Consider the following 15,962-nt stretch of genomic DNA (forward strand, 5'->3'; position numbering starts at 1 on the left):
AACGCACGTCCCCATGACCGACCCCATCTGCGTGCTGCACGGCGCGCCGCTTCGTTCGCGCAACACCTTCGGCGTCGCCGCCACTGCGCCGCTGCTCGCAGAAGTCGCCGATGCGACCGCCCTGCCTAGCCTGTTCGCACGCAGCGAGTTCGCCGGCCGCGCGCCGCTCGTGCTTGGCGGCGGCAGCAACCTGTTGTTCGCGGGCGATCCCGACGTCCCGCTGCTGGCGCTCACCGGACAGGACGTGCGCATCGTGCGCGACGAAGGCGACATGGCCATCGTGCGCGCGGACGCCGGCGTCGCGTGGCACGGCTTCGTCCTGTGCATGCTGGACGAAGGCTTCGCGGGACTTGAAAACCTGTCGCTGATTCCCGGCACCGTCGGCGCCGCACCGATCCAGAACATCGGCGCATACGGCGTCGAGGTGCGCGAGTTCATCCATGCCGTCGAAAGCTTCGAACCCGCCACCGGCCGCGTGCATCGCTTCGACGCCGGGCAGTGCGCGTTCGCCTATCGCGACAGCGTGTTCAAGCACGAACCCGACCGCTTCATCGTCACCGCTGTCGAATTCGCGCTGCCGCGCACGCCGGCGTTGAAGCTGGACTACGCCGGCATCGGCGACGAACTCATCGCAATGGGCATCGCCTCGCCCACGCCGCGCGATGTGGCGCAGGCGGTCATCGCGATACGCCGACGCAAGCTGCCCGATCCGGCCGTGCTCGGCAACGCGGGCAGTTTCTTCAAGAATCCCATCGTCCCCGTCGCGCAGGCAGAAGCCTTGCAGGCCGAACATCCCGGCATGCCGGTGTTCCGCGGCAACGGACCGGAGACGCGCAAGCTCTCGGCCGCCTGGTTCATCGACGCCAGCGGCTGGAAGGGCCATCGCGACGGCGACGCCGGTGTCGCGCCCACGCACGCGCTGGTGCTGGTGAACCACGGCAACGCCCGCGGCCACGAATTGCTCACGCTGGCACGACGCATCGCCGACTCGGTGCGCACGCGCTTTGCGGTATGCATCGAGCCCGAACCGCGCATCGTCGGCGCGAGCTGGTAAGGAGTTGCAACGGTGAGCGAAGCCCTGCCCCATCCGCTTCGCGCCGCGGGATTCATGCTGGCCAGCACCTTATGCTTCGGCGTGATGGCGATCGCGATCCGGCTCGCGTCGCACACGCTCAGCACGGTGGAAATCGCGTTCTTCCGCAACTTCTTCGGCCTGATGACCGTGCTGCCGCTGGTGATGCGCATGGATCCGGCGGCGTTGCGAACGAAGCAGCTGCCACGCTATTTCGTGCGCTGCGTGATCGGTATCTTCTCGATGCTGTGCGGCTTCTGGGCCATCGGCCACCTGCCGCTGGCGCAGGCGATCTCGCTGTCGTACTCCTCGCCGGTGTTCGTCACCATCCTGGCCGCGGTGATGCTGGGCGAGACCGTGCGCGGGCGACGCTGGGCCGCCGTGGCCGCGGGTTTCATCGGCGTACTGGTGATCGTGCGGCCGTTCTCGCATGAGTTCACCGGCGGCACGCTCATCGCCCTGCTCGCCGCGGTGCTCAGCGCGGTGGTGGCGATCCAGATCAAGCAGCTGGCACGCGTGGACGCCGCCAACACGATCGTGCTCTACACCTATCTGTTCTGGGTGCCGATCTCGCTGATCCCGGCGCTGTTCGCGTGGGAATGGCCGCAGGGCATCGTGTGGCTATGGGTCATCGGCGCCGGTTTGTTCGGCACGGGCGGCCAGGTGCTATGGACGCATGCGCTGAAACTCGGCGAAGTGTCGGCGCTGACGCCAATCAGCTTCATCCAGCTGCCGCTCGTGGCGCTGGTCGGCTGGCTCTGGTTCAACGAATCGGTCGACGTCTACACCTGGATCGGCGCCGGCATCATCCTCGCCGCGAACGCCTACATCGCCCATCGCGAAGCCGTGCTGCTGCGCAGACACGCGACGACGGCACCAGTCGAGGCCGCCAAGCCCGGCGAGTGAATGCGGTCAGGCGTTACCCGGCTCGATCGACCGCCGACGCCAGGGCCGCCCGTGCATCCGATACACCGACAGGAAGACCACGGCGACCCACGCCATCGCGACCGCCCAGCCGGCCACGATGTCCGAGGGGTAATGCACGCCGAGGTAAACGCGCGACAGGCCGACGAGCACCACGAACGGCACCATCAGCGCGATCACCGGCCAGCGCCAGCGCGTCGACCACGCCAGCAGTACCAGCACGCTGGCGAGCGTCATCGAACCCATCGCGTGGCCGCTCGGGAAGCTGTACGTGGTTTCGGGCGCGATCGACTCCCACAGCGACGGCCGGTCGCGTGCGAAGAACAGCTTCGCGCCGACGTTGAGCAAGCCCGAACCGCCTAGCGCGATCGCCGCGAAGACCGCCTCGCGATAGCGCCGGAGCACGGCCAGCACCAGCACGAAGGCGATGTCGAACGGCACCACGCCCCACGCGTAGCCGATCTTCGAAACGAACACGAAGAACTCGTTGAATCCCTCGCGCGCCATGGCGTGCGCGAACCGGAGGATCGGCTCGTCGAACGCGATGGCTTCCTGCTCGTGGATCTCGTCGGCGAGCTCGCCGAAGACCCACAACGGCAGCAGCAATCCGGCGAACACCAGCCCGAGCAGCAGGCCGTGGCGGCGCAGGAGCCCCGCGCCGTAGCGCAGGACGTCCGCGACCGCGCTGTCGCCGGATTCAGCCGCCATGCGCGGCGTCGACTCCGAACTTGCGCTCGACGTACTGGTCGATGAGCGCCACGAACTCGTGCGCGATGTTCTCGCCGCGCAGGGTCACGGTCTTCTCGCCATCCTCGAACACCGGCGCCGACGGCGCTTCGCCCGTGCCCGGCAGCGAAATGCCGATGTTCGCGTGGCGCGATTCGCCCGGGCCGTTGACGACGCAGCCCATCACCGCGAGCGTGAGGTTCTCCGCGCCAGGATGGCTGATCTTCCACTCGGGCATCTTCGCGCGCACGTGTTCCTGCACGGTCTTGGCCAGTTCCTGGAAGAAGGTGCTGGTGGTGCGGCCGCAGCCCGGGCACGCGGTGACCATCGGCGTGAACGCGCGCAGGCCCATCGTCTGCAGCAGTTCCTGCGCGACGATGACTTCGTTCGTGCGCGACTGGCCCGGCTCCGGCGTGAGCGAGATGCGGATCGTGTCGCCGATGCCTTCCTGCAGCAGCACGCCCAGCGCCGCACTGGACGCGACGATGCCCTTGCTGCCGATGCCGGCCTCGGTCAGGCCCAGGTGCAGCGCGTACTTGCCGCGGCGCGCGAGCTCGCGATAGACGGCGATCAGTTCCTGCACGCCGCTGACCTTCGCGCTGAGCACGATGCGGTCGGCCGGCAGGCCCAGTTCCTCGGCACGCACGGCCGAATCCAGCGCCGAACGGATCAGCGCCTCGCGCAGCACTTCGGCCGCTTCGCGCGGTTCGGGCAGCGCGTGGTTCTCGTCCATCAGCTGCGCGGCGAGCGCCTGGTCGAGCGAGCCCCAGTTCGCGCCGATGCGCACGGGCTTGCCGTAGCGGATCGCCAGTTCGATCAGCGTCGCGAACTGGCTGTCCTTCTTCTTGCCGAATCCGACGTTGCCCGGGTTGATGCGGTACTTCGCCAGGGCCTCGGCGCACGCCGGTTCCGCCGTGAGCAACTGGTGCCCGTTGTAGTGGAAGTCGCCGATGATCGGCACGTTCACGCCCATCATCGCCAGCTTGTCGACGATGCGCGGCACGGCGGCCGCGGCTTCCAGCGTGTTGACGGTGACGCGGACCATTTCCGAGCCGGCGCGCCACAGCTCGGCGACCTGCTTGGTGGTGGAGGCGACATCGGCCGTGTCGGTATTGGTCATCGACTGGACGACGACCGGATGGCCGCCGCCGACGTCGACGCCGCCGATGCGGACCGCGGTCGTCAATCGGCGCGGCAGGGGTCCGAAACCGGGGTGCGCACAGGGCGCCTGGGCATGCGAATTCATCTGCATATTGTAGGCCACGCGGGCGCCGCGGCCTCCGTCTTCACGCGTGCGATCACGTGACCGGGGACCCCACCTGCGGTACCGTGGCCGGCCATCGCACCGCCCCCGCCATGCGCGACTTCCCCGACGACACCCGCCCCGACACGGTGCTGACGCCCAGCCAGCTGAACACGCTGGCGCGCGACCTGCTGGAAGGCGCCTTCCCGTCGATCTGGGTCGAGGGCGAGCTGGGCAACGTCTCGCGCCCATCGTCCGGGCACCTGTACTTCACGATCAAGGACGCGCGCGCGCAGGTGCGTTGCGCGATGTTCCGACCCAAGAGCAGCTGGCTGCGCTTCACGCCGCGCGAGGGCCTGCGCGTGCTCGGTCGCGGCCGGCTCACGCTGTACGAAGCGCGCGGCGAGTACCAGATGGTGTTCGACCATCTGGAAGAAGCCGGCGAAGGCGCGCTGCGCCGCGCGTTCGACGAACTCAAGGCCAAGCTCGCGGCCGAAGGTCTGTTCGATGCCGAACGCAAGCGTCCGCTCCCGCGTTTCGCGCGCCGCGTCGCCGTGATCACGTCGCCCACCGGCGCAGCCGTGCGCGACGTGCTGAGCGTGCTGTCGCGGCGTTTTCCGCTCGTCGAAGCCGATGTGCTACCCGTGCCCGTGCAGGGCGAAGGCGCGGCGGCGCAGATCGTCGCGATGCTGCAGAAGGCCGTCGCGGCGCAGCGCTACGACGTGATCGTGCTCGCGCGCGGCGGCGGTTCGCTGGAAGACCTGTGGGCGTTCAGCGACGAGCGCCTGGCGCGCACGATCGCCGCTTCGCCCGTGCCCGTGGTGTCGGCCGTCGGCCACGAAACCGACTTCAGCCTCAGCGATTTCGCCGCCGACGTGCGCGCGCCGACGCCGTCGGTCGCCGCCGAGCTGCTGGTGCCCAATCGCGACGACCTTCTGCATCGGCTGCGCGTCCTCGATGCCCGCCTGCGCAACCTGCAACTGCAGCGACTGCGGCAGGCGATGCAGCGCGCCGATCGCGCCGCGCTGCGCCTCAACGCACTGCGTCCGCGCGCGCGGCTGGACATGCTCTGCCGTCGCCAGGCCGATGCGCTGCGCCGCCTCGACGCTGCGTGGAAGCGCCGCCTTGAACGCGAACGCGCGCACCTTCGCCATGCCGACGCCGTGCTGCGCGCGGCGCATCCGCAACGCCGAATCACGCGCCTGCGCGAGCGCCTCGCCGCCATCGCACAGCGCCCTCAATCGGCCATCGTGCGCCGGCTGTCGAAGGAAGCCCTGCACCTGCGCGGGCTGGCGCGATCGCTGGAAGCGGTAAGCCCGCTGGCCACGGTCGCGCGCGGGTATTCGATCCTCCGCCACGAAGACGGCCGCATCGTGCGCAGCGTGCTCGATGCGGCACCGGGCGACCGCCTGTCCGCGCGGCTGTCCGACGGCGAACTGGCGGTGCGCGTGGAAGCGCACGACGGCGACGCCTGATCATCCGGGTCCTGCGCGACAACTGATCGCGCGCTAACGCTGGCTGCCCTACCCTTGCCGTTTTCCGGGAGCAGACCATGCCCAAGGACAAGAACAAGCGCGCCGGCACGGGATTGAAGTCCAGCTATCCCTACTACCTCGCCAACCGTCCGGTCGCGGCCAACACCGATCTCGACGTCCTCGACAAATACAGCGGCAAGCGCGCTACGCGCGTGGCGCTGGCCGACGGCGCGGCGGTGCGCAAGGCGATCGTCGCCGGCTACCAGGCGCGCGAGGCGGTGGCGGCATTTCCGCCGGATGCGCGCCGCGACGTGCTCGAACATTGCGTGCAGCGCTTCACCGAACGCTTCGACGAACTCGCGCTGGCGCTGTGCATCGAAGCCGGCAAACCCATTCGCGACGCGCGCGGCGAAGTCACGCGACTGATCGACACCTTCCGCATCGCGGCCGGCGAGGCGACGCGCCCGGGCGGCGAAATGGTCGAGTTGCAGATCTCGCCGCGCACGCGCGGCTATCGCGGCATGGTCAAGCGCGTACCGGTCGGGTTGTGCGGCTTCATCACGCCGTTCAACTTCCCGCTGAACCTGGTCGCGCACAAGGTGGCGCCGGCGATCGCCGCCGGCTGTCCGTTCGTGCTTAAACCCTCGGAAAAGACACCGATCGGTGCGCTGATCATCGGCGAGATCCTCGCCGAGACCGATCTGCCGAAGGGCGCGTTCTCGATCATGGCGTGCAGCAACGGCGACGCCGCGCAGCTGGTCGAGGACGAACGCGTCGCGCTGCTGAGCTTCACCGGCGGCCTCGTCGGCTGGGACCTGAAGGCGCGCGCCGGCCGCAAGAAGGTGACGCTGGAACTCGGCGGCAACGCGGCGTGCATCATCGACGACGAACCCGGTGCATCGCTGGACCACGTCGTCGAACGACTGGTCTTCGGCGCGTACTACCAGTCGGGCCAGAGCTGCATCAGCGTGCAGCGCATCTACGCGCACGCGGCGGTGTACGACCGGCTGCGCAAGAAGCTCAAGGCCGCGGTGGCGAAGTTGCAAATGGGCGATCCGCGCGAGGAATCCACCTTCATCGGGCCGATGATCGACGAGAAGGCGGCCCAGCGCATCGAGTCGTGGATCGCCGCCGCGCGCAAGGGCGGCGCGAAGTGGCTGGCCGGTGGCGATCGCGCGGGCAACATGGTGCCGGCCACGCTGCTGGAAAACGTGCCGCGCGATTCCGACCTGTACCGCAAGGAAGCCTTCGCGCCGGTCGCGATCATGGAACCGTTCGACGACTTCGAGCAGGCGCTCGACAAGGTGAACGACAGCGACTTCGGCCTGCAGGCGGGCGTGTTCACCGGGCGCCTGGACCATGCGATGCGCGCGTGGGACCGGCTTGAGGTCGGTGGGGTGATCGTCGGCGACGTGCCGAGTTTCCGCGTCGACAACATGCCCTACGGCGGCGTGAAGCAATCCGGGCTGGGCCGCGAAGGCGTCCGCTACGCGATGGACGACATGACCGAGCAGCGGCTGCTGGTGATCCGCGACCCGGTCGGCTGACGCGCCTCAACCCCGTTTCGCGCGGACGCGCGTTTGCCACGGCGACCCAACCATGGAGTTCGCCGATGAACCGCACCGCCCTCGTTTCCACGCTGCTGTGCGCCGCGGTGGTCGCCGCGCTCGGCGGCTGCCGCAGCACGTCCCAACCCGCCGAACGGGCGGCTGCACGCCAGCGCGCCGAGCAGGAGAACGCCGCGCAGGCGAAGGCCGCTTCCGCCGATGCGGCGGCGGCGTCGACCACGCTCGATCACATCGAAGTCACCGGCAGCCGGATGCAGGAGGCGTACGCGCCGGCGGTCGCGCCCGCTCCGCCGCCGGCGCCGATGATGCTGATGCGCGTGGCCCCGATGCAGCCGGCCAACACCGAGAAGTACGCGCAGCGCACCGACAACCCCGTTCAGCGCGCGGCCGAGCAGCCGGTGTCGACCTTCTCCATCGACGTCGACACGGGCAGCTACGCCAACGTGCGGCGCATGTTGAACGACGGCGTTCGCCCGCCCAGCGATGCAGTGCGCGCCGAGGAGTTCATCAACTACTTCGATTACGGCCATCCCGCGCCAACCTCTCGCGAGACGCCCTTCCGCGTGACCACCGAACTTGCGACCGCGCCGTGGAATCCGCAGCGCCAGGTGCTGATGATCGGCATCAAGGGCTATGACGTGCCGAAGGCGAACCTGGCACCGGCCAACCTCGTCTTCCTCATCGACACGTCCGGGTCGATGGGCGAGCCCGACAAGCTGCCGCTGGTGAAACAGGCACTGCGGCAACTCGTACCGCAGCTTCGTGCGCAGGATCGCGTGTCGATGGTCGTCTACGCCGGCAGTGCCGGCCTCGTGCTGCCGCCGACGCCGGGCGATCGGCACGGCGAGATCCTCGCCGCGCTCGACCGCCTCGACGCCGGTGGAAGCACCAACGGCGGCGAAGGCATCGCGCTGGCGTATGCGATGGCGAAGCAGGCCTTCATCGAAGGCGGGGCGAACCGCGTGATCCTCGCCACCGACGGCGATTTCAACGTCGGCACGGTCGACCAGAACGCGCTGGAAACGCTCGTCGCCGATCAACGCAAGAGCGGTATCGCGCTGACCACGCTCGGCTTCGGCACGGGCAATTACAACGACGAGCTGTCCGAACGGCTGGCCGACGTCGGCGACGGCAACCACGCCTACATCGACAGCGTGCGCGAGGCGCGCAAGGTGCTGGTGCAGCAGATGGGCGGCACGCTGCTGACCATCGCGCGCGACGTGAAGATCCAGGTCGAGTTCAATCCGGCGGAGGTCGCCGAGTACCGCCTGATCGGGTACGAGAACCGCATCCTGCAGCGCGAGGACTTCGCCAACGACAAGGTCGACGCCGGCGACATCGGCGCGGGCCACCAGGTGACGGCGCTGTACGAGATCACGCCGGCCGGTTCCTCCGCGCAGCGCGTGGCGCCGCTGCGCTACGGCGATGCGAAGGCCGCGAAGCCCGACCTCGCGGTCGGCAGCGAGCTCGCGCACCTGCGCCTGCGCTACAAGCTGCCCGGACAGGACACGAGCAAGCTGATCGAAACGCCGATCCTCGCCTCGCAGCTCACGCGCACGCCGGGCGAGTCGCTGCGTTTCGCGAGTGCGGTGGCTGGATTCGCCGATGCGCTGCGCGGCGGCGAACGCATGGATGGCTGGGGCTGGGACGCGATGATCTCCGCCGCACGCAACGCGCGCGGCGACGATCCTCGCGGCGAGCGCGCGGAGCTGATCCAGCTGATGGACGCCGCGCGGCAGCAGGCCGGTGCGGACGAGCGCGTCGGCATTCGTCGATAGGAGACGGCGCGCAGGCGCCGCTGGAGATCAGCCGGAAACGACGAGCTTCAGCGGCGTCACGCGCATGCGTTCGGCCGGATAGCCGAACAGATAGCCCTGGCCGTAGGTGCAGCCCAGTTCGCGCAAGGTCGCGCGCTGGGCTTCGTTCTCCACGCCTTCGCCGATGGTGTGGATGCCCAGGGTGCCGGCCAGTGCCTGGATCGCGCGGACGACCGCCACGCTTTCCGGCTGCGTATCGCCGACCAGGCCGGAGACGAAGCTCTGGTCGATCTTCAGGCACTCGATCGGGAAACGGTGCAGGTACGACAGCGCCGAGAAGCCGGTGCCGAAGTCGTCCAGCTGCGCGAGCACGCCGTGGCTGCGCAGCGTGCGCAGCATGCGCAGCGCGCGCGGCACGTCGTCCAGCAGCGCGACTTCGGTGATCTCGATGCGCAGGCGGTGCGGATCGGCGCCAGCCTGGTCGATCATGCGCAGCAGGCGGTCGGCGAAATCCGACGAACGGAAATGCCGCGGCGACACGTTGACCGAGATATAGCCTTCGCCGCCGCGCGCCAGTTCGTCCATCACCTGGCGATACAGGATCCAGTCGACTTCCTCGATCAGCCCGCTGTCCTCGCCCACGCCGATGAACTCGCTGGGCGTGAGCAGGCCGCGGCGTTCGTGGCGCCAGCGCAGCAGCGCTTCGTGGCCGATCACGCGCTGGTCGTCCAGGCGCACGATCGGTTGATAGAACGCGACGAACCCGTCGCCGTTTATCGCGCGACGCAGGTCGGCTTCGAGGTCGAGTATGCGTACGGCCTCCTCGCGCATCGCCTCGTCGAACACGGCGCAGCGATCGCGACCGGAGGACTTGGCGCGGTACATCGCCGCGTCCGCGTCGCGAAGGAGCTCGGCGCCGGTGCGGTAGCGCGGATGCCACAGCGCGATGCCCAGGCTCGCCGACGGAAAGACCTCGCGGCCGGCGATCCAGCACGGTTCGCCGAGCGCGCGCAGCACGCGCTGTGCGAGTTCCTCGGCGACCTGCGGGCCGTCGATGTCCTCGATCAGGATCGCGTATTCGTCGCCGCCCAGGCGCGCGACGGTGTCGCCGGTGCGCACCGCATCGACGATCCGGCGACCGGTTTCGATCAGCAGTTCGTCGCCGGCCGAATGGCCCACGGAATCGTTGACCAGCTTGAAACGGTCCAGGTCGAGGAACAGCACCGCAAACGTTCGCTGCGGCTCACTCTGCGCACGCGCGATGGCGTGCGAGAGGCGATCAAGCAGCTGGCTGCGATTGGGCAGCCCGGTCAGCGCATCGTGCGTGGCCTGGTGCGTGAGCTGCTGTTCGACGCGAAGGCGCTCGCCGATCTGCGACAGCAGCTCCGCGTTGGCCTGCGCGAGTTCGCGCGTGCGCGACTCGACGCGTTGTTCGAGTTCGGCATGCGCGGCGACCAGGCGGTCCTGCGACTGCTTGCGCGCCAGACCGATCGAGATGTGGTGCGCGACGAACGTCAGCAGTTCCTGGTCGCGCACGCTGAAGTTGATCGCCGGCGAATAGCTCTGCACGGTGATCACGCCGACCACCGATTCGTTGCGGAACAGCGGCACGCCCAGCCAGCAGTGCGCGAGCGAGCCGCGGCTGCGCACCAGCCCCTGCGATTCCAGCGCCTGGATGCGCTTGCGGTCGGCCAGCAGCGGGCGGCCGCGCGCGATCACGTACTCGGTCAGGCCCGAGGTCAGCTTTCGCATCTCGCGGACGGCGTCGCGTTCGTCGATGGAGTACGGGAATTCCAGCCGCTCGCCGTCGTCGGTGAGCAGCGCGATGTAGAAGTTGCGTGCGTACAGCAGGTCGCTGACGACGTCGTGCACCTGCGTGTAGAAGCGCTCCAGCGTCTCGGAGGTGATCGACAGTTCCGCGATGCGGAACAGCGCGCGCTGAAGGCGTTCGGCGCGCTGGCGCTCGATGATCTCGGCCTGCAGGTCGCGGTTGCTCAGCTGCAGCGCCTGCGTGCGTTCCTCGACGCGACGTTCCAGTTCCTCGCGCGCATGGAAGCGGTCCAGCGCGGTGAGGATGTGCTGCGCGACGAACGCGAGCAGCGCGCGCTCCTCTTCGCCGTAGACATCGGGGCGGTCGTAGCTCTGCACGACGATGGCGCCGCAGATGCGGTCGTCGCGGCGCATCGGCACGCCGAGCCAGTCCTCGCTGTCGGGACCGTGCTGGATATCGCGCGGCACGCCGAGGCGTTCGCGGATCGCCGCCGACGGGCCCTGCAACGGTTCGCCATGGCGCAGCAACGCGACGGTCACGCTGTTGGGCATCTCGTCGACCGGGATGTCGCGGTCCGGCTCGGCGACGTAGGTGTCGCGCTGGTCGGCGAAATACAGGAAACGCATCGAATCGCGCACGTCGTCGTACAGCACGATGTACAGGTTCGCCGCGTACATCAGGCCGGCGACGACGGTGTGGATCCGCCGGAGCATGTCGGCCAGTTCCAGGTCGGAACCGGCGAGGTCGGCGATCTCGAACAGCGCCTGCTGCAGGCGTTCGGATTTCTCCAGCGATTCGGCGCGCGCCAGGGTGCGCAGCGCGACCAGGTGCGCGCCGATCACCACGCGCGCCAGCGCCAGCCACATCTCGCGGGTTTCGGACGAGATTGCCGCCGGCAGCTGCGCGGCCAGGCCGACGCGTACGCCTTCGGACGTCGTCCAGCTTCCCTCGATGCGCTGGGAGTGGATCGTCAGCGGGTCTCGCGTCAGCAGCGATTCGGCCCGGTGGGCCAGCGAGGAGCTGGCGCCCAGCGACGCCGAACCGGCCACGCCGCCATAGGTGTCGCGCCACAGCACGGCCACTTCCGACCCGGCCGGCAGGGCTTCCTGCAGGGTGTCCGCGAGCGCGTCCCGCCCATGACGGGCATCGACGATTCTCACGGCCTTGGGCCTGGGACGAGTGGACACAGCGGAAGAACCCCTGGGCAGACGGGGCAGGATAACGCGGCAATTCGCCCGCGTGCTCAACCCCTTCCGGAACTGCGACCCGTTCGTCTGAATATGAACCTCGCGATCCGGGCCGCTGCCGGCCCTGCCCCAGTGCCGTGCGACTTCCCGCCGGCGCGCGCAGCCCGTACCCTGCCGCGCATGAATGCGGGCGCGGATACCGACGACGACGTGCTGATGCTGGCCTGGGCGGCCGGCGACGCCGCGTCGTTCGAACTGCTCTACGCCCGCCACCGGGGTTCGCTGTACCGGTTACTGCTGCGGCAGCTGCGGGATCCGGCGCTCGCGGACGAGTTCTTCCAGGACGTCTGGCAGCGCGTGATCGCCGCCCGTCAAGGCTGGAAACCCGAGGCCGCGTTCAGGACCTGGCTGTTCCGCATCGCCCACAATCGCCTCAACGATTACTGGCGCGGCCTGAAGCACCGACCCGCCGCGCCCGAAGATGCCGACGAACGCGCCGCGCGCGTCCCGGATCCGAGCAGCCCCGAACGCGAGCTGTCGGAGTTCGAACAGCGCCGCCGACTGCAGCTGGCGATCGAGGAACTGCCCGACGAGCAGCGCGAAGTCGTGCTGCTCCGGCTGGAGCAGGAACTGAGCCTGGAGGAGATCGGCGCCATCACCGGCGCCGGCCGGGAAACCGTCAAGTCGCGGCTTCGCTATGCGATGGACAAGCTGCGCGCGAGATTGAACGAATGAGCCGCTTCGACGACGAACCGCTGAGCCCGGAAGAACGCGCGCTGGCCGACCGCCTGGCGCGGCTGGGCCCGCACGACGGGCCGTCGCCGGCGCTGGACGCGAAGATCCTGGCCGCCGCGCATGCCGCTGCCGTGCCGAAGCCGAGTCGTCGTCGCTGGCTCGGCCTCACCGCGATTCCCGGAAGCCTGATCACCGGCACCGGCATGGCCGCCGCGCTGGTGCTGGTGATCGGCACCGTGTGGCAGTTGCGACCGAACGATCCCGCGCCCCGCCCGGTGCGCGAAGAAGGCGACGGCGCCTACGTCAGCGCGGAAATCATCAGGCGCGAGCAGAAGGTCGTGGCACCGCCGCCGCCCGCTGCCGACGCGCCCGCGCCGCGGAAAGCCCCGAGCGCGCCCGCCATGGCCAACGCACCCACGACGGCGCAGCGCAAGGCAGCGCCGATGGCGCAGGCTGCCGCTCCGGCGTCCGTGCAGGAGGACGTTCCGGTCGCCGCCGCTGCCCGCATCGCGACCGTCGGACCGGACGAGCCCATCGCCTACCGCAACGCCCCGGCCGACGCGCGCGCGGCCGATCCGTTCACTGCGCCGGCTGCCGCACCGGCCGCCCCGGTCGCCATGCAGGCGTATTCGGAAGCGGAAAAGACCGAGGCCTTCGAGCTCGCCCGCGCCCGTCAGCAGCGCAGCGAGGAGCAGGCGGTTTCCGCGAAGCGCTCCCTGATCGACACCGGGTCGGCCGCGCCCGTCGCCGCGGCGGCGCCCGCTCCAGTCGACGCCGGATCCGATGCCGCATCGGGCACGACGCTCGACCGCATCGAAGTCACCGGCAGCCGCATCACGCCGGCGGACCTGCTCGCCGCGACGCCGGTCGCCGAAGACGCGCAGCTCGAGGCCGCCCAATGGCTAGAACGCATCCGCGAACGTCGCGATGCCGGCGATGCGGACGGCGCGCGCGAGAGCATGGCGCTGTTCCGCAAGGCGCATCCGCGCGTGCGCCTGCCGCGTGACCTGCGCGCGCTCGCGCAACCCGCCGCCACGCGATGAGCAGCACGCTGGCCGGCCCGACCTCGCACCTGCTCGAGGTCAAGCACAGCCGTTTCCTCGTGAACGCCGCGCCGGTCGACAGCCCGGACGAGGCGCTCGCGTTCGTCGCGCGCGTCGGCGACCCCGTCGCGACGCACAACTGCTGGGCCTACCGCATCGGCAGCGAATACCGCTTCAACGATGACGGCGAGCCTGCGGGCACCGCCGGCCGGCCGATCCTCGCCGCGATCGATGGCCAGGGACTGGACCGCGTGGTCGCGGTGGTGACGCGCTGGTTCGGCGGCATCAAGCTTGGCGCGGGCGGACTGGTGCGCGCCTACGGCGGCAGCGCGGCCGAGTGCCTCCGCGTCGCGGCTCGCCGCGAACTGGTCGTGTTCGCCGAATTTGCCCTCGCCTACCCGTTCGCGGAAACCGGGGCAGTGCACGCGGCGGTCGCGCAATTCGAGGCCGAAAAACTCGACGAGCGCTTCGACGCCGACGGCGCGCGCCTGCACGTGCGCCTGCCGGCCGATCGTGTGGACGCCTTGAAAGCCCGCCTGCGCGACGCCACCCGTGACCGGGTGCGTTTCTCCGACGCCTGAGGCGGCGCACGCCGAAGTCACAACGCGGAAACTTCCGACCCTCGCGCGCGGTCCCTTCCGCGTCCTGCATTCCTGCTGCTGCCCCATACTGGCCAATCGATGACCACCGACGTCTCCACCGCCAAAGCCCCGATCGGCAGCCTGCGCACGCTGTGGCCGTTCGTGCAGCGACATCGCACGTTGTTCATCGCGTGGCTCGTCGCGCTGGCCGCTTCGAGCGCCGCGACGCTCAGCCTCCCGGTCGCGGTGCGCACGATGATCGACCAGGGCTTCGCGCAAGGCGGCGGCGCCGCGATCGACCGCGCGTTCCTGCTGCTGTTCGCCGTGGCGGTCGCCCTTGCGCTGGCGACCGCGGCGCGCTTCTTCTTCGTCTCGCTGCTGGGCGAGCGCGTGGTTGCCGATCTGCGCGAACGCCTCTACGCGCACCTGATCGCGCTCGATGCCGGCTTTCACGACCGCAACCGCAGCGGCGAGCTGGTCTCGCGCCTGACCGCCGACGCCGAACTGCTGCGCAGCGTCGTGGGTTCGAGCATGTCGGTGGCGCTGCGAAGCACCGTCACGGTGGTCGGCAGCCTGGCGATGCTGTTCGTCACCGCGCCGCGACTGGCGGCATTCGCGCTGGTCGGCATCCCGCTCGCCGTCTTGCCGATCGTCATCGGCGGACGTCGCCTGAAGAAGATGTCGCGCGTCAGCCAGGACCGCGTCGCGGACGCCAACACGCTCGCGAACGAAACTCTCGGCGCCATCCGCACCGTGCAGGCCCATGCACGCGAGCCGTACGAGCGCGACCGTTTCGGTGCCGCGCTGAAGGAGGCCGTCGCCACGGCGCGGCGGCGCATCCAGGCGCAGTCGTGGGTCACGGCGATCGCCATCGTGCTGATCTTCGGCGCGATCACGCTGGTGTTGTGGTCCGGCGCGCACGACGTCGTCGCCAATCGGATGAGCGCCGGCACACTCGGGCAATTCATGCTGTACGCGATGATCGGCGGTGGTTCGGTCGGCGCGCTCGCGGAAGTCTGGAACGAACTCCAGCGCGCCGCCGGCGGCATGGGGCGCATCAGCGAGTTGCTGGTCGAAAGCGCGGCGGTGCAGTCGCCTGCGAACCCGGTGACGCTTCCGAAGCCGGTGCGGGGCGAGCTGACATTCGACCGCGTGAGCTTCCATTACCCGTTGCGCCCCGACGCCCCCGCGCTGGAGGAGTTCGACCTGCGCGTGCGCCCGGGCGAGACGGTCGCGCTCGTTGGCCCATCCGGCGCCGGCAAGAGCACGGTGTTCTCGATGCTGCTGCGTTTCCACGATCCGCAGTCCGGTTCGGTGCGCGTGGACGGCACCGACGTTCGCCAGCTCGACCTGGCCGAATTGCGCGAGGCCATCGCGCTCGTGCCGCAGCAGCCGACGATCTTCGCCGCCAGCGCGCGCGACAACATCCGCTACGGCCGCCTCGAAGCCACCGACGCCGACATCGAGCACGCCGTGAAAGCCGCGCACGCATCGGACTTCATCGCCGCACTGCCGCAGCGCCTGGACACCGAACTCGGCGAGCGCGGTGCGCGCCTGTCCGGCGGCCAGCAGCAGCGCATCGCCATCGCGCGCGCCTTGCTCAAGGACGCGCCAATCCTGCTGCTCGACGAAGCCACCAGCGCGCTGGACGCACAGAGCGAGCGCGCCGTGCAGCAGGCGCTGGAAACCTTGATGGAAGGCCGCACGACGCTGGTGATCGCCCACCGCCTCGCCACCGTGCTCAAGGCCGACCGCATCGTCGTGATGGATCGCGGCCGCATCATCGCCGAAGGCACGCACGAGCAACTGCTGGCGCAAGGCGGACTGTACGCGGAGCTTGCAAAGCTGCAGTTCCTGGATTGAGCGAAACTCGACTGCTC

The 15,962-nt window shown here is 69.6% G+C and carries 12 protein-coding genes; 9 read left to right on the forward strand and 3 right to left on the reverse strand.

The features are described 5' to 3' along the window. The first annotated feature begins 13 nt into the window (after positions 1–13). Together murB and ABIE51_RS13735 are read left to right on the forward strand one after the other, a co-directional pair. The gene (gene murB / locus ABIE51_RS13730) at positions 14–1,054 is read left to right on the forward strand and encodes a UDP-N-acetylmuramate dehydrogenase (RefSeq protein WP_192631150.1); all 1,041 of its coding nucleotides are present in this window, start codon (positions 14–16) and stop codon (positions 1,052–1,054) included. A 54-nt stretch (positions 1,055–1,108) separates the two neighbouring features. Next, on the forward strand, positions 1,109–1,978 hold the full coding sequence (locus ABIE51_RS13735; protein ID WP_157031718.1) for a DMT family transporter: 870 nt from the start codon (positions 1,109–1,111) through the stop codon (positions 1,976–1,978). Between the two features lie 6 nt (positions 1,979–1,984). On the opposite strand, the gene ABIE51_RS13740 is transcribed toward ABIE51_RS13735, so the two are convergent. Continuing rightward, positions 1,985–2,704, reverse strand: coding sequence for a phosphatase PAP2 family protein (locus tag ABIE51_RS13740; RefSeq protein ID WP_192631151.1), 720 nt, complete (start codon positions 2,702–2,704; stop codon positions 1,985–1,987). After that, entirely contained in the window at positions 2,694–3,968 is a 1,275-nt protein-coding gene (ispG, locus tag ABIE51_RS13745; protein WP_192631152.1) for a flavodoxin-dependent (E)-4-hydroxy-3-methylbut-2-enyl-diphosphate synthase, read from the reverse strand. The genes ABIE51_RS13740 and ispG overlap by 11 nt, the downstream gene beginning before the upstream one ends. A gap of 110 nt (positions 3,969–4,078) precedes the next feature. Here ispG and xseA point away from each other — a divergent pair, with 110 nt between their 5' ends. The 3 genes from xseA to ABIE51_RS13760 all read left to right on the forward strand — a co-directional run bounded on the left by xseA (position 4,079) and on the right by ABIE51_RS13760 (position 8,786). Continuing rightward, positions 4,079–5,440, forward strand: a complete 1,362-nt coding sequence (xseA, locus tag ABIE51_RS13750) for an exodeoxyribonuclease VII large subunit (RefSeq protein WP_192631711.1) — start codon at positions 4,079–4,081, stop codon at positions 5,438–5,440. A gap of 77 nt (positions 5,441–5,517) precedes the next feature. Further along, on the forward strand, positions 5,518–6,987 hold the full coding sequence (locus ABIE51_RS13755) for an aldehyde dehydrogenase family protein (RefSeq protein ID WP_192631153.1): 1,470 nt from the start codon (positions 5,518–5,520) through the stop codon (positions 6,985–6,987). Between the two features lie 65 nt (positions 6,988–7,052). Then, positions 7,053–8,786 (forward strand): vWA domain-containing protein, encoded by a 1,734-nt coding sequence (locus ABIE51_RS13760; RefSeq protein ID WP_192631154.1) that lies wholly within the window; start codon positions 7,053–7,055, stop codon positions 8,784–8,786. Between the two features lie 27 nt (positions 8,787–8,813). On the opposite strand, the gene ABIE51_RS13765 is transcribed toward ABIE51_RS13760, so the two are convergent. Then, a complete protein-coding gene (locus ABIE51_RS13765; protein WP_354504303.1) occupies positions 8,814–11,696 on the reverse strand; it encodes a sensor domain-containing phosphodiesterase in 2,883 nt (960 codons plus the stop codon). A gap of 207 nt (positions 11,697–11,903) precedes the next feature. Between ABIE51_RS13765 and ABIE51_RS13770 the strand changes: the two genes are divergently transcribed. The 4 genes from ABIE51_RS13770 (at position 11,904) to ABIE51_RS13785 (ending at position 15,945) form a co-directional block, all read left to right on the forward strand. Then, the gene (locus ABIE51_RS13770; RefSeq protein WP_192631712.1) at positions 11,904–12,458 is read left to right on the forward strand and encodes an RNA polymerase sigma factor; all 555 of its coding nucleotides are present in this window, start codon (positions 11,904–11,906) and stop codon (positions 12,456–12,458) included. Then, positions 12,455–13,501, forward strand: a complete 1,047-nt coding sequence (locus ABIE51_RS13775) for a hypothetical protein (protein WP_192631155.1) — start codon at positions 12,455–12,457, stop codon at positions 13,499–13,501. The genes ABIE51_RS13770 and ABIE51_RS13775 overlap by 4 nt, the downstream gene beginning before the upstream one ends. Next, on the forward strand, positions 13,498–14,082 hold the full coding sequence (locus tag ABIE51_RS13780; RefSeq protein ID WP_192631156.1) for an IMPACT family protein: 585 nt from the start codon (positions 13,498–13,500) through the stop codon (positions 14,080–14,082). Before ABIE51_RS13775 ends, ABIE51_RS13780 begins: the two co-directional genes overlap by 4 nt. A gap of 99 nt (positions 14,083–14,181) precedes the next feature. Next, positions 14,182–15,945, forward strand: a complete 1,764-nt coding sequence (locus ABIE51_RS13785) for an ABC transporter transmembrane domain-containing protein (protein ID WP_192631157.1) — start codon at positions 14,182–14,184, stop codon at positions 15,943–15,945. The last annotated feature ends 17 nt before the right edge of the window (positions 15,946–15,962 follow it).

Source organism: Lysobacter sp. OAE881 (genome assembly GCF_040546665.1).
Classification (GTDB): domain Bacteria; phylum Pseudomonadota; class Gammaproteobacteria; order Xanthomonadales; family Xanthomonadaceae; genus Lysobacter_J; species Lysobacter_J soli.